Source organism: Pseudomonas sp. MIACH, assembly GCF_001269925.1.
Taxonomy (GTDB): domain Bacteria; phylum Pseudomonadota; class Gammaproteobacteria; order Pseudomonadales; family Pseudomonadaceae; genus Aquipseudomonas.
The window spans coordinates 1-17,894 of record NZ_LHVO01000024.1; the positions used below are offsets into that span (position 1 = coordinate 1).

Here is a 17,894-nt window from a genome sequence, read left to right on the forward strand (position 1 = left end):
GATAGCGGTGGTTCAGTCACTGATGAGGTGACTGAGCTACCGCTATCGGGAGCAAGCCCCCTCCCACATTGGATCGAGTACATCCAAAACGCACAAAGGCCACCCGAAGGTGGCCTTTGCTGGTAAAGCGTCAGCTAAGCGCGAGGCTTACTTGACAGCCCAACCGGTCAGCTCGGACAAAGCCTTGCCGATGTCTGCCAGCGAACGCACGGTTTTAACGCCTGCGTCTTCCAGGGCAGCAAACTTCTCGTCTGCAGTGCCTTTGCCGCCAGAGATGATTGCGCCAGCATGGCCCATGCGCTTGCCCGCAGGGGCAGTCACACCAGCGATGTAGGAAACAACCGGCTTGGTCACGTGTGCCTTGATGTAGGCAGCCGCTTCTTCTTCAGCCGAACCGCCGATCTCACCGATCATCACGATCGCTTCGGTCTTCGGGTCTTCCTGGAACAGCTTCAGGATGTCGATGAAGTTGGAGCCTGGGATCGGGTCACCGCCGATGCCGACGCAAGTCGACTGACCGAAACCGGCGTCAGTGGTCTGCTTCACAGCTTCGTAGGTCAGGGTGCCGGAACGGGAAACGATACCGACTTTACCTGGCAAGTGAATGTGACCTGGCATGATGCCGATCTTGCATTCGCCTGGAGTGATCACGCCTGGGCAGTTAGGGCCGATCAGGACTACGCCCAGCTCGTCGCACTTAACTTTAGCGTCCAGCATGTCCAGGGTAGGAATGCCTTCGGTGATGCACACGATCAGCTTGATGCCGCCGAATGCTGCTTCCAGGATCGAGTCCTTGCAGAAAGGAGCTGGAACGTAGATCACGCTGGCGGTGGCGCCAGTGGCAGCTACAGCGTCTTTCACAGTGTTGAACACTGGCAGGCCCAGGTGCTCGGTGCCGCCTTTGCCCGGAGTTACGCCACCAACCATCTTGGTGCCGTATTCGATGGCTTGCTGGGTGTGGAAACTACCTTGCGAACCGGTAATACCCTGGCAGATAACTTTGGTGTCTTTATTGATCAGGACGCTCATTATTTGCCCTCCGCAGCTTTGACAACTTGTTGAGCAGCGTCGGTCAGGCTGGTAGCCGCGATGATGTTCAAACCGCTTTCTGCCAGTACTTTAGCGCCCAGTTCAGCGTTGTTGCCTTCAAGGCGCACAACAACCGGGATTTTAACGCCGACTTCTTTCACTGCACCGATGATGCCTTCGGCAATCATGTCGCAACGAACGATGCCGCCGAAGATGTTGACCAGTACTGCAGCGACGTTGGAGTCGGACAGGATGATCTTGAAGGCTTCGGTTACGCGTTCTTTGGTAGCACCACCGCCTACGTCGAGGAAGTTGGCTGGTTTGCCGCCATGCAGGTTGACGATGTCCATGGTACCCATGGCCAGGCCAGCACCGTTGACCATGCAACCGATGTTACCTTCCAGGGCTACGTAGTTCAGTTCGAACTTGGCAGCGTGCGCTTCGCGCGGATCGTCCTGCGACGGATCGTGGAAAGTCTTCAGCTTAGGCTGACGGTACATGGCGTTGGCGTCGATGTTGATCTTGGCGTCGAGGCAGTGCAGATCGCCGTCAGCCTTGATCACCAGCGGGTTCACTTCCAGCAGGGCCAGATCGTGATCCTGGAACAGTTTGGCCAGACCTACGAAGATCTTGGCGAACTGGGCAACTTGCTTGCCTTCCAGGCCCAGCTGGAAAGCCAGCTCGCGACCCTGGAATGGCTGAGCGCCAACCAGTGGATCGATGGTGGCTTTCAGAATTTTTTCTGGGGTTTCTTCGGCAATCTTCTCAATGTCCACGCCACCTTCGGTGGAAGCCATGAACACGATGCGACGGCTCGAACGGTCAACGACAGCGCCCAGGTACAGCTCTTTAGCGATATCAGTGCACGATTCAACCAGGATCTTGGTGACTGGCTGGCCATTGGCATCAGTCTGGTAAGTCACCAGACGCTTGCCCAGCCACTGCTGTGCGAAGGCCTTGGCGTCTTCTTTGCTGCGAACCAGCTTAACGCCGCCCGCTTTACCGCGACCACCAGCGTGGACCTGGGCTTTGACAACCCACTCGGTGCCACCGATTTTGTCGCAAGCTTCTGCTGCTGCTTCCGGGGTGTCTACTGCGTAGCCCTTGGAAACTGGCAGGCCGTATTCAGCGAACAGCTGCTTACCCTGATACTCGTGAAGATTCATGCTTTTTACCGTCTTCGTTAGGTACTGCGCATTCGGCGCTGCGCTCATTATGAGTGCCGCGCCACCTGTGACTGCTGCTTGCGCAACTTGCGGGGCTCAAGGCCCGTAAAGCTGCGCAAGACTGCGTCCAGCGGATATTCCGCGGTGAGTCTTGCGCGCAAGGCTCACGACGGGCAACTCCGCCGTGGTTTCTTATTATCTCGCTTAGCGCTTCTTGCGGTTGGCGATGTGGATGGCGCCGCCATTCACTGCCAACGCTGCTTCGTGCAACGCTTCGGACAGGGTCGGATGGGAGAAGACCATCATGCCCAGGTCCTCGGCACTGGTGCCGAATTCCATACCGATCGCGCCTTGCTGAACCAGTTCTGCAGCGCTCGGGCCAATCACGTGGACGCCCAATACGCGGTCAGTCTTGGCATCAGCGATGACTTTGACAAAACCACCGGTGTCGTTGGCTGCCATGGCACGGCCAGAAGCGGCAAACGGGAAGGTGCCGACGTTAACTTCAACGCCTTCAGCTTTCAACTGCTGTTCGTTCTTGCCGACCCATGCAATTTCCGGGTGGGTGTAGATAACCGATGGGATCAGGTCGTAGTTCATCTGGGTCTTGTGACCTTTGATGCGCTCGACAACCATGATGCCTTCTTCGGAAGCCTTGTGCGCGAGCATCATGCCGCGAACCACGTCGCCGATGGCGTAGACGCCAGGAACGGTGGTAGCGCAGTGATCGTCAACGTGGATGAAACCACGCTCGTCGATGTTCACGCCGCTGTCGGAAGCCAGCAGGTCGGTGGTCACTGGACGGCGACCAACGGCTACGATCAGCTTGTCGAAGGTGATGGTCTGCTCGCCTTCTTTATCGGTGTAGGTCACCACGACTTCTTCGCCGTTGACCTTGGAACCGGTCACGCGAGCACCCAGCTTGATGTCCAGACCTTGTTTGGTCAGGGTTTTCAGCGCTTCCTTGGACACAGCGGTGTCGGCAGCCAGCAGGAACGTGTCCAGGGCTTCCAGCACAGTCACTTCGGAACCCAGGCGGGACCAGACCGAACCCAGTTCCAGGCCGATCACGCCAGCGCCGATGACGCCCAGGCGCTTAGGAACAGCTTGGAATTCCAGGGCGCCGGTCGAATCAACGATCACGTTCTGGTCAACCGGAGCCGGTGGAATGTCGATTGGACGCGAACCTGGGGCCAGGATCACGTTCTCGGCTTCGATGATTTCTACCGAACCGTCCGGCTTGGTGATTTCAACTTTCTTGCCGGCCAGCAGTTTGCCGTGACCTTGCAGGGAAGTCACACCGTTGGCCTTGAACAAGGTCGCAACGCCGGAAGTCAGGCCTTTAACGATGTTGGCTTTACGGCCGACCATTGCTGGCACGTCCATGGTCACGCCAGCATGGTTGATGCCGTGGATCGCGAAGCCGTCTTGGGCTTCGTGGAATTTCCAGGAGCTGTCCAGCAGCGCCTTGGAAGGAATGCAACCAACGTTCAGGCAAGTACCGCCCAATGCCAGTTTGCCTTCCTTGTCGGTGTATTTTTCGATGCAAGCAGTCGAGAGGCCCAGTTGTGCGGCCTTGATGGCGGCAACGTAGCCGCCAGGACCCGCACCAATCACTACAACGTCAAATTTCTGCGACATGAAAATAGTTCCTCTATTTAGCAGCAAGCTTTCAAGCCGCAAGCCCCAAGCCCAACTGCCTTATCCGGCAATCTGTCACTTGAGGCCTGCAGCTGCTTCTATCAGATATCCAGCAGCAGACGAGCCGGGTCTTCCAGCAGGTTCTTGATGGTCACCAGGAAAGTCACGGCTTCTTTACCATCGATCAGGCGGTGATCGTAAGACAGCGCCAGGTACATCATTGGGCGGATCACGACTTGGCCGTTGATGGCCATCGGACGCTGGATGATGTTGTGCATGCCCAGGATCGCGGCTTGTGGCGGGTTAACGATCGGCGTCGACATCATCGAACCGAAGGTACCACCGTTGGTGATGGTGAAGGTACCACCGGTCATCTCGTCGATGGTCAGCTTGCCGTCACGGGCTTTCTTGCCGAAGCCGGCGATGCCGCCTTCGATTTCGGCCAGGCTCATCAGCTCGGCGTTACGCAGGACCGGAACCACCAGGCCACGGTCGCTGGACACGGCAACGCCGACGTCAGCATAACCGTGGTAAACGATGTCGCTGCCGTCGATGGAAGCGTTGACTGCCGGGAAGCGTTTCAGCGCTTCGGTGGCCGCTTTCACGAAGAACGACATGAAGCCCAGGCGCACGCCGTTGTGGGACTTCTCGAACAGATCCTTGTACTTCGAACGCAGGGCCATGACTTCGGTCATGTCGACTTCGTTGAAAGTGGTCAGCATCGCCATGTTCGACTGTGCTTCAACCAGGCGCTTGGCCACGGTGGCGCGAACGCGGGTCATCGGTACACGCTTCTCGGTGCGGTCGCCGGCAGCGAACACAGGCGCAGCGGCAGCCGGGGCAGCAGCCTTGGCAGGCGCGGCAGCCGGAGCGTTTTTCTTCGCTTCAACAGCGGCAACCACATCTTCCTTGGTCACACGGCCGTCTTTGCCGGTGCCTTTGATGGAAGCCAGGTTGATGCCGTTTTCTTCAGCCAGCTGACGCGCAGCCGGTGCAGCGATTGGGTCTTCGCCAGCCGCAGCCGGAGCGGCAGCTGGAGCCGAAGCAGCGGCCGGGGCGGCAGCAGCGGCAGGAGCAGCGGCAGCGCTGCCCTCTTCGATCGAGCCCAGTACCTGGTTCGACAGAACGGTAGCGCCCTCTTCGGCAACGATTGCGCCCAGCACGCCGTCAGCTTCGGCCAACACTTCCAGCACGACTTTGTCGGTCTCGATGTCGACGATCAGGTCGTCACGCTTGACGGCCTCACCTGGTTTCTTGTGCCAGGTGGCAACGGTGCCATCGGCAACCGATTCCGGGAATGACGGGGCTTTGATTTCGATAGCCATTATCTGTGGGTCCTTAAAATTCGGTTTCAGTCAGCGCGAAGGCGTTAAACAGTGAAAGCATCTTGCAGCAGTTTTTCCTGCTGCTCGGCGTGCATAGACGCATAACCACACGCAGGCGCAGCAGAAGCATCACGACCGGCGTACTCCAGGCCCAGGGCCTTGTTGTGGTTACCGATGCTGCGACGCAGATGATGCTGGCTGCTGTACCACGCGCCCTGGTTCATCGGTTCTTCCTGACACCACACCACATTGGTGAGGTTGGTGTAAGGCGCGATGATCTCCATGAGGTCATCTTCCGGGAACGGGTAAAGCTGCTCGATACGCACGATGGCGATGTCTTCGCGGCCTTCGGCACGACGTTTTTCCAGCAGGTCGTAGTAGACCTTGCCGCTGCACAGGATCAGGCGAGTGACCTTGCTGGCGTCCAGCGTATCGATTTCTGGAATCACGGTCTGGAACGAACCGTCCGCCAGATCTTCCAGGGTCGAGATGGCCAATTTGTGACGCAGCAGCGATTTCGGGGTCAGCACTACCAGCGGCTTGCGCAGCGGGCGGATCACCTGGCGACGCAGCAAATGGTAGATCTGCGCCGGGGTAGTCGGTACGCACACCTGGATGTTGTGCTCGGCGCACAGTTGCAGGTAACGCTCCAGACGGGCCGAGGAGTGCTCCGGGCCCTGACCTTCATAACCGTGTGGCAGCAACATGGTCAGACCGCACAGACGGCCCCACTTGTGCTCGCCGCTGGTGATGAACTGGTCGATCACCACCTGGGCACCGTTGGCGAAGTCGCCGAACTGGGCTTCCCAGATCACCAGCGCCTGTGGCGTGGTGGTCGAGTAACCGTATTCGAACGCCAGTACGGCTTCCTCGGACAGGAACGAATCGTACAGGTCGAAACGCGGCTGGCCTTCGTACAGGTTCTGCAACGGGATGTAGGTGCCCGCGTCTTTCTGGTTGTGCAATACCGCGTGACGGTGCGAGAACGTACCACGGCCAATGTCCTGGCCGGTCATGCGGATCGGGTGACCTTCGAACGCCAGGGTCGCGTACGCCATGGTTTCGGCATAACCCCAGTTGATCGGCAGGCCGCCGGCTTGCATCTTCTGACGGTCTTCGTAGATCTTCGCAACCTGGCGCTGCACCACGAAGCCATCCGGGATTTCCAGGAGCTTGGCGGACAGTTCCTGCAGGGTCTTCAGATCGAACGAGGTATCGTGACGCGCGGTCCAGGTGTGACCCAGGTACGGACGCCAGTCCACGAACAGCTCTTTGTTCGGCTCTTTGACCAGGCTTTTTACTACATGCAGACCATTGTCCAACGCGTTGCGGTATTCATCGATCTTCGCCTGAACACGCGCATCGTCAACAATACCGGCCTTGGTCAGGCTTTCGGCATACAGCTCACGGGTGGTGCGCTGCTTGGTGATCTGCTGGTACATCAACGGCTGGGTGCCGCTTGGCTCGTCAGCTTCGTTGTGACCGCGACGGCGGTAGCAAACCAGGTCGATCACCACGTCACGCTTGAACTGCATGCGGTAGTCGACAGCCAGTTGGGTCACGAACAGTACGGCTTCCGGATCATCGCCATTCACATGGAGGATCGGCGCCTGGATCATCTTGGCAACGTCGGTGGCGTACTCGGTGGAACGCGCATCCAGCGGGTTGCTGATGGTGAAGCCAACCTGGTTGTTGATGACGATGTGAACGGTACCACCGGTCTTGAAGCCGCGGGTCTGCGACATCTGGAAGGTTTCCAGGACCACGCCTTGACCGGCGAATGCCGCGTCACCGTGGATGGAAATCGGCAGGACCTTTTCACCGGTAGTGTCGTTACGACGATCCTGGCGAGCACGGACCGAACCCTCGACCACTGGAGAAACGATTTCCAGGTGGGATGGGTTGAAGGCCATGGCCAGGTGAACTTCACCGCCTGTGGTCATTACGTTGGACGAGAAGCCCTGGTGGTATTTAACGTCACCGGAACCCAGCTCGACCTTCTTCTTGCCTTCGAACTCGTCGAACAGCTCACGCGGGTTCTTGCCGAAGGTGTTGACCAACACGTTCAGGCGACCACGGTGGGCCATGCCGATCACGATTTCCTTGGTGCCGTAGGAACCGGAACGCTGGATCAGCTCGTCGAGCATCGGGATCAGGCTTTCGCCGCCTTCCAGGCCGAAACGCTTGGTGCCCGGGTATTTGGTACCCAGGTATTTTTCCAGGCCCTCGGCTGCGGTCACGCGCTCAAGCAGGTGGCTGCGTACATCGGCAGACAGCACCGGACGGCCACGCACGCCTTCCAGGCGATGCTGGAACCAGTGGCGTTGCTCGGAATCGGTGATGTGCGTGAACTCAGCGCCAATGGTGCGGCAATATGTCTGCTGCAACGCTTCGTGAATTTCGCGTAGGCTCGCTTCCTCTTTGCCGATGAACAGGTCGCCGGCACGGAAGGTCGTATCAAGATCGGCATTGGTCAAGCCGTAATGATTGATCGACAGGTCTGCAGGTGCAGGACGCTGCCAGAGCCCCAGCGGGTCAAGCTGGGCCGCCTGGTGGCCACGCATCCGGTAGGCCTGGATCAGTCGCAGTACTTCAACTTGCTTCTTCTCGTGCTCACTGCTCACGCTTCCGGCGGAAACCGGCTGGGCGCGGCGCTGGTTCTTTGCCAGCAGCACGAACTGATCGCGAATTGTTGCATGCGATACATCGGTGGCAGCGTTGCCGTCTGAAGACAACGTCTGAAATTTGGTGCGCCATTCTTCTGGCACAGCGTTAGGGTCGTGCAGGTAGAGCTCATAAAGCTCTTCCACATAGGCAGCGTTACCACCTGAAAGATAGCCGCTGTTCCACATGCGCTGCATCACGCTTTCTTGCATGCTTGGTCACCCTCGATTTGGGGACACCACCGGCGAAAACACCGAGTTTGCTTGCAAAAGGCCAAGTGCAGCGACCAAAACAAGCCACTTAGGATCACGCTGATAGTTCGGGTACCAACCCGAATGCCCCTGCTTGTCTCATTTCTTCAAAATAAGAGCCGCGGCTTTGTAAGTCGCTGCTCAAGTTAAAACTACGGCGCCGGTTGAAGCCTGCGCCGTAGCATTTACGGGCACAACGGTCCTGCTTTGCTACAACGTCGCTTACACGCCGCTTTGCAGCAGCATGTTACGGATGTGACCAATGGCCTTAGTCGGGTTCAGGCCTTTGGGACATACGTTGACGCAGTTCATGATCCCGCGGCAGCGGAATACGCTGAACGGGTCATCCAGCGAAGCCAGACGCTCGGACGTCTTGGTGTCACGGCTGTCTGCCAGGAAGCGGTACGCTTGCAGCAGGGCAGCTGGACCCAGGAACTTGTCCGGGTTCCACCAGAAGGACGGGCACGAGGTCGAGCAGCAAGCGCACAGGATGCACTCGTACAGACCGTCGAGCTTTTCACGCTCTTCTGGGGACTGCAGACGCTCGATGGCCGGAGCCGGCGTGTCGTTCTGCAGGAATGGCTTAACTTTCTCGTATTGCTTGTAGAAGATGCTCATATCGACGACCAGGTCACGGATAACCGGCAAACCTGGCAGAGGACGAACGATCAGCTTGTTGCCTTTAACAACGGCGGACAGCGGCGTGATGCACGCCAGGCCGTTTTTGCCGTTGATGTTCATGCCGTCGGAACCGCAAACACCTTCACGGCAAGAGCGACGATAGGAGAAACCCTCGTCCTGCTCTTTGATCAGTGCCAATACATCCAGCACCATCAGGTCTTTACCACCGGTATCGACCTGGAACTCCTGCATGAACGGCGCAGCGTCCTGATCAGGGTTGTAGCGATAAACACTGACTTTCAACATGGCAGCCACCCTTAGTAAGTCCGAATCTTCGGTTCAAACGTCGGAACCGTCTTCGGCGAGAAGTTCACGGCACGCTTGGTTACGCGCTTGTCACCCGGGAAGTACAGGGTGTGGCACAACCAGTTTTCGTCATCGCGGTCTTCAAAGTCTTCACGAGCGTGGGCACCACGGGATTCTTTACGAACCTCGGCAGCGATCGCAGTCGCTTCAGCCACTTCCAGCAGGTTTTGCAACTCAAGGGCTTCGATACGAGCGGTGTTGAACGCCTGGCTCTTATCGTTGATCTTGACGTTGGCGATGCGCTTGCGCAGATCGGCCAGCTGGGCAATACCCTTCTGCATGTATTCGCCGGTACGGAATACACCGAAGTAGTTCTGCATGCAGTTTTGCAGCTCGCGACGCAGGGTTGCCACGTCTTCGCCATCAGTGCGCTCGTTCAGAGCGTTCAGACGTGCCAGGGCAGCTTCGATGTTGGCGTCGGTGGCGTCATCGTATTCGATGCCGTCGGTCAGGGCTTTTTCCAGGTGCAGGCCGGCAGCGCGGCCGAATACCACCAGGTCGAGCAGCGAGTTGCCGCCCAGACGGTTGGCACCGTGAACCGATACGCATGCCACTTCGCCCACTGCGAACAGACCATGGATAATCTCGTCCACGCCGTCGGCGTTCTGGGTGATCGCCTGGCCATGAATGTTGGTCGGCACGCCGCCCATCATGTAGTGGCAGGTTGGAACAACCGGAACCGGAGCAACCACTGGATCAACGTGGGCAAAGGTCTTGGACAGCTCACAGATACCCGGCAGGCGGCTGTGCAGCACTTCTTCGCCCAGGTGATCGAGCTTCAGCAGTACGTGGTCGCCATTCGGGCCACAGCCGTTGCCGGCGATGATTTCCTTAACCATCGAACGGGCAACAACGTCACGACCCGCCAGGTCTTTCGCGTTCGGAGCATAACGCTCCATGAAACGCTCGCCGTGCTTGTTGATCAGGTAACCACCTTCACCACGGCAACCTTCGGTCACCAGTACACCGGCGCCGGCGATGCCGGTCGGGTGGAACTGCCACATTTCGATGTCCTGCACCGGCACGCCGGCACGCAGGGCCATGCCAACGCCGTCACCGGTGTTGATCAGGGCATTGGTGGTGGACGCGTAGATACGACCTGCACCGCCAGTCGCCAGAACAGTAGCCTTGGCGCGGATGTAGGTGGTTTCACCGGTTTCGATGCAGATGGCGATCACACCGACGAACTCGCCTTGTGCGTTTTTCACCAGGTCGACAGCGTAGTACTCGTTCAGGAACGTAGTGCCGGCCTTCAGGTTGCCCTGATAAAGGGTGTGCAGCAGCGCGTGACCGGTACGGTCGGACGCGGCGCAGGTACGGGCAGCCTGGCCACCTTTACCGTAGTCCTTCGACTGGCCGCCGAATGGACGCTGGTAGATACGACCTTGCTCGGTACGGGAGAACGGCAGACCCATGTGGTCCAGCTCGAACACTGCGGCCGGGCCTTCCTGACACATGTATTCGATAGCGTCCTGGTCACCGATATAGTCGGAACCCTTGACGGTATCGTACATGTGCCAGCGCCAGTCATCATTCGGGTCGGCGGACGCGATGGCACAGGTGATGCCACCCTGGGCCGATACGGTGTGGGAGCGCGTCGGGAATACCTTGGTGATCACGGCAGTCTTGTGACCACCCTGGGCCAGCTGCAGCGCTGCGCGCATGCCGGCACCGCCGCCACCAATAATGATGGCGTCGAAGGAAATAGTTGGAATGTTAGCCATGAATCAGATACCCCAAAGAATCTGCACACCCCAGACGAAGTAAGCGAACATCGCGACGCCGCATACTGCCTGGAAGAGGAAACGGACTGCGGTCGCGGACTTGCCCAGCGCCATCGGCGTCAGGTAGTCAGTCGCGATGGTCCACATGCCGACCCAGGCGTGAGCGCCCAGGGCTACAAGGGCCAGCAGGCTGAAGATTCGCATCGCATTGTGGGAAAACAGCCCGTGCCATTGCTCGTAGCCAATGCCCGGGTTTGCGACGAGGTATCCGATCAGGAAGATGAAATAAGCCGCGAGAACGACCGCAGACACACGCTGTGCCATCCAGTCATAGAGGCCCGAACGCGAAAGGTTCGTAACGCTGGTTACCATATCCAAACTCCTGCCAGAACGATCAGCACCACGGAAATGGCGATGATGATTTTCGAGCCCAGGCGGCCGCCTTCCAGCGTCTCACCGATGCCCATATCCATGATCAAGTGGCGCACACCGGCTACCAGGTGATACAGCAGAGCGGACAGGAGGCCCCATGCTACGAACTTGGCCAGCGGGCTGGTCAAGCATGCCTTCACCTCGGCGTATCCTTCCTCGGAACCCAGGGATTTGCTCAATGCATAAAGCATGATGCCCAAGCCCAGGAACAGGATGATGCCGGAAACACGGTGCAGGAACGACGTAACGCCGGTGATGGGGAGTTTGATGGTCCTTAGGTCTAGGTTTACAGGTCGTTGGCTATTCACGGCTTTTTTTCACACTGAAGAGCCCCTAACAATCAGGGCAAAGTTGTTGGGGAGTGCACTGGTCAGGTAAGCACCACCCAGGGAGTGCGACCCCCAATGAAAGCAAGCCCAAAAGCCCTTGGCGGTCGGTGGCCGAGTATAGACAGTTAGGTTACTAATGACAACGCGCGCTCCTCACCCTAATAGCGGATTGCGCTGGCGGGATAAAAGGCGTAAATGGCAGGCAATTTCGAGGAAAAAGTACGGTTAAAGCCTTCTGGGGCAAGACTTTAGGCAAATTGACATCTGAATTTATCTCACTATAGTGGTGCGGGCCCTGCGTGGGGGGTCTGTCTGATGATTTGAAGCATAAATAGGAGGCCACATGGCTGACAAAAAAGCGCAGTTGATCATCGAGGGCGCAGCCCCCGTCGAGCTGCCCATTTTAACCGGCACCGTTGGTCCCGATGTTATCGACGTACGGGGCCTGACGGCCACGGGCCGTTTCACTTTCGACCCAGGCTTCATGTCGACCGCCTCTTGCGAGTCGAAGATCACCTATATCGACGGCGACAATGGCATCCTGCTGCACCGGGGCTACCCGATCGAGCAACTGGCTGAAAAATCGGACTACCTGGAAACCTGCTACCTGCTGCTAAATGGCGAATTGCCAACAGCTGAGCAAAAAGCCCAGTTCGTCAGCACCGTGAAGAACCACACCATGGTTCACGAGCAGTTGAAGACCTTCTTCAACGGCTTCCGTCGCGACGCCCACCCGATGGCCGTCATGTGCGGCGTGGTCGGCGCCCTGTCGGCCTTCTATCACGACTCCCTCGACATCAATAACCCGCAGCATCGCGAAATTTCCGCGATCCGCCTGGTTGCCAAGATGCCGACCCTGGCCGCAATGGTTTACAAGTACTCCATGGGCCAACCCATGATGTACCCGCGCAACGACCTGACGTACGCGGAAAACTTCCTGCATATGATGTTCAACACCCCGTGCGAGATCAAACCGATCAGCCCGGTGCTGGCCAAGGCAATGGACCGGATCTTCATCCTCCACGCCGACCACGAGCAAAACGCCTCCACCTCTACCGTGCGCCTGGCAGGTTCTTCGGGTGCCAACCCGTTCGCCTGTATCGCCGCCGGTATCGCCGCACTGTGGGGCCCTGCCCACGGCGGTGCGAACGAAGCCGTATTGACCATGCTCGATGAAATCGGCGATGTGTCCAACATCGACAAGTTCATCGCCAAGGCCAAGGACAAGAACGATCCGTTCAAGCTGATGGGCTTCGGTCACCGCGTCTACAAGAACCGCGACCCGCGCGCCACCGTCATGAAGCAGACCTGCGACGAAGTGTTGAAGGAACTGGGCATCAAGAACGATCCGCAACTCGAACTGGCCATGCGCCTGGAAGAGATCGCCCTGACCGACCCGTACTTCATCGAACGCTCGCTGTACCCGAACGTCGACTTCTACTCGGGGATCATCCTCAAGGCGATCGGCATTCCAACCAGCATGTTCACCGTGATCTTCGCCCTGGCGCGGACCGTGGGCTGGATCTCCCACTGGAAAGAAATGCTCTCCAGCCCGTACAAGATTGGCCGTCCACGCCAGCTGTACACCGGCTACGAGTCGCGTGACATTACCAAGCTGGAAGATCGCAAGTAAGCAATCAGCCGCTTAGCTGCACTGAACAAGGCCTCCTCTGGAGGCCTTGTTCGTTTTGCCGCAGCGACCATGCCTGCAACGACACATCCCAATCGGTAGCGAGCCACTCGAACGCCGCCCCCACCGGTATTTGGCCGGCGCGACTTGACGCCTCCCCGGTACTGATCTTGAATCCAGCGTACCGCTAGGTATCCGTAGTCAGCGCTCACTTTCCGGCCGATGTGCCCCGCGCTGCCCTCTGCATGCAGCCAAACCCGTCGCCGGGTTTCTTGAACTGGCTCCTGCTTGCAGGTAAAGGATTTGCCATGGCTAATCTGGTGATTTGCTGCGACGGTACCTGGAATACCCCCGACCAACTCGATCAGGGCGTCCCCGCCCCCACCAACGTGGTGCGACTGTATAACGCCCTGGCCGACTTCGACGCCCAGGGCGTCGCGCAAACCAAATACTATCACCCAGGTGTCGGCACCAACGGCAGCTGGTGGGATAAAGCCGTCGGCGGCGGCACCGGCGCCGGCCTTGATAACAACATCATGAGCGCCTACCAGAAGCTCTGTTACTGCTACCAGCCCGGCGATGCGATCTATCTGTTCGGCTTCAGCCGCGGGGCCTACACGGTGCGCAGCCTTGCCGGATTCATCGGCCGCTGCGGGCTGTTGCGGATCGCCGGACTACCGCCAGCAGAGGTCTGGACACGCATTCAGGCGCTGCTCACCTACGGCTACCGACGTAAAACCGAAGAGCGTGGAGACTGGAGCGCCCAGGGCTGGGAATTCCACAACAAGGCCGGCGAACCCATCCCGATTCAGTTCATTGGGGTCTGGGACACCGTTGGCGCGCTGGGCATCCCCGACGACATGGCTTTGCTCAACCTGCTCGACAATCGCGAACGCTACACCTTCCACGACACCACTCTACACCCCTCGGTCAAGCATGCGCGTCACGCACTGGCGATGGACGAACGCCGCGCCTCGTTCCAGCCGACGCTGTGGAACCAGCCATCATCGAAGGACACCGAACTCAAGCAGATCTGGTTTCCCGGCGTGCACTCGGACGTCGGCGGCGGCTATCAAAACTGCGGCCTGGCCGATGGCGCACTGCTGTGGATGCTGGATGAAGCGAGCGCGACGGGCCTGGATTTCGCGGCGGATATTGTCAAGCAGATCAAGCCCGACCTCTACGACACCATGCACGACTCCTGCGACGGCGTGTTCAATGTGCTGGCGACTCAGCCGCGCAGCGTGGCCAACCTCAACACGCAACCGACACTGTTCCACAGCTCCGCACTGGCGCGGCAGAAAACCCCACCCATCACGCAATCGCCTTACCGCAAGGCGCGCCTGCTGACGCCCCCGACCCCGCTGGTACTGGACATCTCAGCACGCCTGCCGTGGAACGAAACCGGCCTATGGCTCAACGCGGGCACGACGTACACCTTCAGCGCCAGTGGCGAGTGGCTGGACGCTTCGATCGTCTGCGACCCTGCTGGCCCAGTGGACAACCACTTCCAACCCGGTGAACTGGCCTACCTGGCCGGCACCGCACTGGGCAAACTGGAAAACTGGTACGGCAAGCTGTTCAACAACAGCGATGCAAACTTTTACTTCACCCGCCGCCACGAGAATTACCCCTGGTTCAGCCTTATCGGCGCCATCGCCAACAGCGATGGTGTCGACGCCAAGGGCATCCTGCTGAAACCGGAGTCCTTCCTCATCGGCCACGGCTGCACCTATACGCCCAAACGCTCAGGGTATCTGTATGCCTATGCCAACGACGCGTGGAATTGCTACGGCAATAACAAGGGGCATGTTGCGTTGACGATTCAATAATCCGTGGCTCATCACCCACTCGCTTGAGGGAGTACGCTCCATGACGGATAAACCCGCTGAACAAAAAATGGGCGCCGAGCTGTCTTCGCTGCTCAACTTCATCCCCAGCGCTTACTACGACCTGATTGCGCGAGTGTGCCCAGGAATGGCGTTCTGGGTAGCACTGGCCTACAAGATGGATTTCATCATCACGCCCAGCAAACCGAACGCGCTGGCTTCCGGGGCCGATCTGTTCATTCTGATTTTGCTCAGCTACGTGTCAGGCATTGTGCTGACCGGCTTCTGTGTCATCTGGGACGCTATATCGATCTTCATCCTGGAGCGCGTGCCCTTCTGCAAGGTATTGAACCTGGACAACGGCGCTACCTTTACCCAGCGCTGGAAGCAGGTCTCCGTGCATATCGATCAGGTGGGCAAAGCAAATGACACGGCCGACCGCATCCTGGTCAAAGCCATGGCCGAAGTGACACTGTGCCAAAACCTGCTGAGCGGCCTGATCGTGCTCATGTTCATCGGCTTTTTCTCCGACGGCGTAAAATTCTACGCAGTGCAGCCTTACTACCTCTATTACTCGTTCATCGGCGGCGCGCTGTTCCTTGCCATGATGTTTCGCCAAGTGATGTTTCTTGGACGCGTGATGGGCCTGCACGCGCTGTATACCGACAACATTCCCCCGCCTTCTATAACCGTGACCGCCGAAGTAAATCCGCAGCCATAAAAAATGCCCCGGCCTTTCGACCGGGGCATTCCTTACACAACAACAACCTTAGTGATTAACCGCCCCACTCGCCCCCAGGCCAGTCTGCGAACGCACAAACTGCGGGAAGTACAGCGCACGCTCTTTCTCTGCCGCCGCCGACTTGTCGGTGATGGAGAAGAACCAGATGCCGACGAACGCGATGATCATCGAGAACAGCGCCGGGTACTCGTACGGGAAGATGGCTTTTTCGTGATGCAGGATCGAGACCCAGATGGTCGGACCCAGGATCATCAGGCCCACGGCACTGATCAGGCCCAGCCAGCCGCCAATCATCGCGCCACGGGTGGTGAGGTTTTTCCAGTACATGGAAAGCAGCAACACCGGGAAGTTACAGCTGGCGGCAATCGAGAACGCCAGGCCGACCATGAACGCAATGTTCTGGCTTTCGAACAGGATACCCAGACCAATCGCCAGCACGGCCAGGGCGATAGTGGTGATCTTCGATACGCGAATCTCATCCTTCTCGTTGGCCTTGCCTTTCTTGATCACGCTGGCGTACAGGTCATGGGACACCGCCGAAGCACCGGCCAGGGTCAAACCGGCAACCACTGCCAGGATGGTGGCGAAGGCCACAGCCGAGATGAAGCCCAGGAAGATACTGCCGCCCACCGCGTTGGCCAGGTGCACCGCCGCCATGTTGTTACCGCCGAGCAGGGCGCCTGCAGCATCCTTGAACGCCGGGTTGGTGCTGACCAGCAGGATCGCGCCGAAGCCGATGATAAAGGTCAGGATGTAGAAGTAGCCGATGAAGCCAGTGGCATACAGCACGCTCTTACGCGCTTCCTTGGCGTCACTTACAGTGAAGAAGCGCATCAGGATGTGCGGCAGGCCGGCGGTACCAAACATCAGTGCCAGGCCCAGGGAGAATGCGGAAATCGGATCTTTCACCAGGCCGCCGGGGCTCATGATCGCCTCACCTTTAGGGTGAACCTTGATCGCCTCGGAGAACAGCATGTTGAAATCGAAGTTGACGTGCTTCATCACCATCAGCGCCATGAACGAGGCACCAGACAGCAACAGCACCGCCTTGATGATCTGCACCCAAGTGGTCGCCAGCATGCCGCCGAACAGCACGTACATGCACATCAGGATCCCGACCAGGATCACCGCCACATGGTAGTCGAGGCCGAACAGCAGCTGGATCAGCTTGCCCGCACCCACCATTTGCGCGATCAGGTAGAACGCCACCACCACCAGAGAACCACAGGCCGACAGGCTGCGGATCTGGGTTTGCCCGAGGCGATAGGACGCCACGTCGGCAAAGGTGTACTTGCCCAGGTTACGCAGGCGCTCGGCGATCAGGAACAGAATGATCGGCCAGCCCACCAGGAAGCCGATCGAGTAGATCAGGCCGTCGTAGCCAGAAGTGAACACCAGCGCGGAAATACCCAGGAAGGACGCGGCCGACATATAGTCGCCGGCAATCGCCAGGCCATTCTGGAAACCGGTGATCTTGCCGCCGGCCGCATAGTAGTCGGCCGCCGACTTATTGCGCTTGGACGCCCAGTAGGTAATGCACAACGTCGCGCCGACAAACGCCACGAACATCAGGATCGCTGCGATATTGAGCGGTTGTTTGTGCACTTCACCGGTCAATGCATCCGCCGCCCAAACAGCGGGTGCAAAGACCGAAGCGCCGAATACAGCCAATAGACGACGGATCATTGCGCAGCCTCCTTGAGAATCGCATTGTTCAGGTCGTCGAATTCGCCGTTGGCGCGTCGCACATAGATGCCGGTGAGGACAAAGGCCGAGACAATCAGCCCGACACCGATGGGGATGCCCCAGGTGATGGATGAGCCGGGGCTGAGTTTGGCCCCCAGTATTTGTGGCCCGTAGGCGATCAACAGGATGAAGCCGGAGTACAGCCCTAGCATGATCGCCGAGAGAATCCAGGCGAACCTTTCCCTTTTTCTCACCAGCTCCTTGAAACGCGGGCTGTTTTGAATCGAGAGGTAAATGCTGTCGTTCATTGTTTTTATCCTCGCAGCACAGCTTTTTTATTATTGGAACGTATCCACTGTATGCGGCTGCGGAACAGGTTCCAGACGACCTTAGTATTAGACGGAGTGTAGCGAGGGATTGGGAGGGCGCAGAAACATTTGCGGGTGACGAAAATAATGT

General features: G+C 58.4%; 14 protein-coding genes. 3 read left to right on the plus strand and 11 right to left on the minus strand.

From position 1 onward, the window contains the following. Positions 1 to 147: 147 nt before the first annotated feature. The 9 genes from sucD to sdhC form a co-directional block, all read right to left on the minus strand. A complete protein-coding gene (sucD, locus tag AD670_RS08490) occupies positions 148 to 1,029 on the minus strand; it encodes a succinate--CoA ligase subunit alpha (RefSeq protein WP_003210566.1) in 882 nt (293 codons plus the stop codon). Beyond that, entirely contained in the window at positions 1,029 to 2,195 is a 1,167-nt protein-coding gene (sucC, locus tag AD670_RS08495; RefSeq protein WP_003210567.1) for an ADP-forming succinate--CoA ligase subunit beta, read from the minus strand. Before sucC ends, sucD begins: the two co-directional genes overlap by 1 nt. Before the next feature lie 204 nt (positions 2,196 to 2,399). Then, positions 2,400 to 3,836, minus strand: a complete 1,437-nt coding sequence (lpdA, locus tag AD670_RS08500) for a dihydrolipoyl dehydrogenase (RefSeq protein WP_053130497.1) — start codon at positions 3,834 to 3,836, stop codon at positions 2,400 to 2,402. Positions 3,837 to 3,937: 101 nt separating this feature from the next. Further along, complete coding sequence (gene odhB, locus AD670_RS08505; RefSeq protein ID WP_053130501.1) at positions 3,938 to 5,161, minus strand: 2-oxoglutarate dehydrogenase complex dihydrolipoyllysine-residue succinyltransferase; 1,224 nt, start codon at positions 5,159 to 5,161, stop codon at positions 3,938 to 3,940. 44 nt (positions 5,162 to 5,205) lie between these two features. Further along, positions 5,206 to 8,037 carry a 2-oxoglutarate dehydrogenase E1 component gene (locus AD670_RS08510; protein WP_053130504.1) on the minus strand — a complete coding sequence of 944 codons (2,832 nt, stop codon included), beginning with the start codon at positions 8,035 to 8,037 and terminating at the stop codon, positions 5,206 to 5,208. Between the two features lie 261 nt (positions 8,038 to 8,298). Continuing rightward, a complete protein-coding gene (locus AD670_RS08515; RefSeq protein WP_003172807.1) occupies positions 8,299 to 9,003 on the minus strand; it encodes a succinate dehydrogenase iron-sulfur subunit in 705 nt (234 codons plus the stop codon). 11 nt (positions 9,004 to 9,014) lie between these two features. Further along, entirely contained in the window at positions 9,015 to 10,787 is a 1,773-nt protein-coding gene (sdhA, locus tag AD670_RS08520) for a succinate dehydrogenase flavoprotein subunit (protein ID WP_053130512.1), read from the minus strand. A 3-nt stretch (positions 10,788 to 10,790) separates the two neighbouring features. Next, complete coding sequence (gene sdhD, locus AD670_RS08525) at positions 10,791 to 11,159, minus strand: succinate dehydrogenase, hydrophobic membrane anchor protein (protein WP_003172805.1); 369 nt, start codon at positions 11,157 to 11,159, stop codon at positions 10,791 to 10,793. Further along, a complete protein-coding gene (gene sdhC, locus AD670_RS08530; RefSeq protein WP_003172804.1) occupies positions 11,153 to 11,527 on the minus strand; it encodes a succinate dehydrogenase, cytochrome b556 subunit in 375 nt (124 codons plus the stop codon). The genes sdhD and sdhC overlap by 7 nt, the downstream gene beginning before the upstream one ends. A gap of 364 nt (positions 11,528 to 11,891) precedes the next feature. Here sdhC and gltA point away from each other — a divergent pair, with 364 nt between their 5' ends. From gltA to AD670_RS08550, 3 genes are all read left to right on the plus strand, one after another. After that, positions 11,892 to 13,181: a citrate synthase gene (gene gltA, locus AD670_RS08540; RefSeq protein ID WP_003172803.1), complete on the plus strand. Its 1,290-nt coding sequence runs from the start codon at positions 11,892 to 11,894 to the stop codon at positions 13,179 to 13,181. A 305-nt stretch (positions 13,182 to 13,486) separates the two neighbouring features. Beyond that, entirely contained in the window at positions 13,487 to 15,010 is a 1,524-nt protein-coding gene (locus AD670_RS08545) for a DUF2235 domain-containing protein (protein WP_053130515.1), read from the plus strand. Between the two features lie 40 nt (positions 15,011 to 15,050). Beyond that, on the plus strand, positions 15,051 to 15,728 hold the full coding sequence (locus AD670_RS08550) for a hypothetical protein (RefSeq protein WP_053130518.1): 678 nt from the start codon (positions 15,051 to 15,053) through the stop codon (positions 15,726 to 15,728). A gap of 48 nt (positions 15,729 to 15,776) precedes the next feature. On the opposite strand, the gene AD670_RS08555 is transcribed toward AD670_RS08550, so the two are convergent. Both AD670_RS08555 and AD670_RS08560 read right to left on the minus strand, forming a co-directional pair. After that, entirely contained in the window at positions 15,777 to 17,435 is a 1,659-nt protein-coding gene (locus AD670_RS08555; protein WP_053130522.1) for a cation acetate symporter, read from the minus strand. After that, positions 17,432 to 17,743 (minus strand): DUF485 domain-containing protein, encoded by a 312-nt coding sequence (locus tag AD670_RS08560; RefSeq protein WP_024074297.1) that lies wholly within the window; start codon positions 17,741 to 17,743, stop codon positions 17,432 to 17,434. The genes AD670_RS08555 and AD670_RS08560 overlap by 4 nt, the downstream gene beginning before the upstream one ends. Positions 17,744 to 17,894 lie beyond the last annotated feature (151 nt).

Excerpts from the sequence above, each read along its gene's own strand:
- gltA (WP_003172803.1), top strand. The coding sequence starts at position 11,892 with ATGGCTGACAAAAAAGCGCAGTTGATCATCGAGGGCGCAGCCCCCGTC.
- AD670_RS08560 (WP_024074297.1), bottom strand. The coding sequence starts at position 17,743 with ATGAACGACAGCATTTACCTCTCGATTCAAAACAGCCCGCGTTTCAAG.
- sdhD (WP_003172805.1), bottom strand. The coding sequence starts at position 11,159 with ATGGTAACCAGCGTTACGAACCTTTCGCGTTCGGGCCTCTATGACTGG.
- AD670_RS08555 (WP_053130522.1), bottom strand. The coding sequence starts at position 17,435 with ATGATCCGTCGTCTATTGGCTGTATTCGGCGCTTCGGTCTTTGCACCC.
- AD670_RS08515 (WP_003172807.1), bottom strand. The coding sequence starts at position 9,003 with ATGTTGAAAGTCAGTGTTTATCGCTACAACCCTGATCAGGACGCTGCG.
- sucD (WP_003210566.1), bottom strand. The coding sequence starts at position 1,029 with ATGAGCGTCCTGATCAATAAAGACACCAAAGTTATCTGCCAGGGTATT.
- AD670_RS08545 (WP_053130515.1), top strand. The coding sequence starts at position 13,487 with ATGGCTAATCTGGTGATTTGCTGCGACGGTACCTGGAATACCCCCGAC.
- AD670_RS08550 (WP_053130518.1), top strand. The coding sequence starts at position 15,051 with ATGACGGATAAACCCGCTGAACAAAAAATGGGCGCCGAGCTGTCTTCG.
- odhB (WP_053130501.1), bottom strand. The coding sequence starts at position 5,161 with ATGGCTATCGAAATCAAAGCCCCGTCATTCCCGGAATCGGTTGCCGAT.
- AD670_RS08510 (WP_053130504.1), bottom strand. The coding sequence starts at position 8,037 with ATGCAAGAAAGCGTGATGCAGCGCATGTGGAACAGCGGCTATCTTTCA.
- sdhA (WP_053130512.1), bottom strand. The coding sequence starts at position 10,787 with ATGGCTAACATTCCAACTATTTCCTTCGACGCCATCATTATTGGTGGC.
- lpdA (WP_053130497.1), bottom strand. The coding sequence starts at position 3,836 with ATGTCGCAGAAATTTGACGTTGTAGTGATTGGTGCGGGTCCTGGCGGC.
- sucC (WP_003210567.1), bottom strand. The coding sequence starts at position 2,195 with ATGAATCTTCACGAGTATCAGGGTAAGCAGCTGTTCGCTGAATACGGC.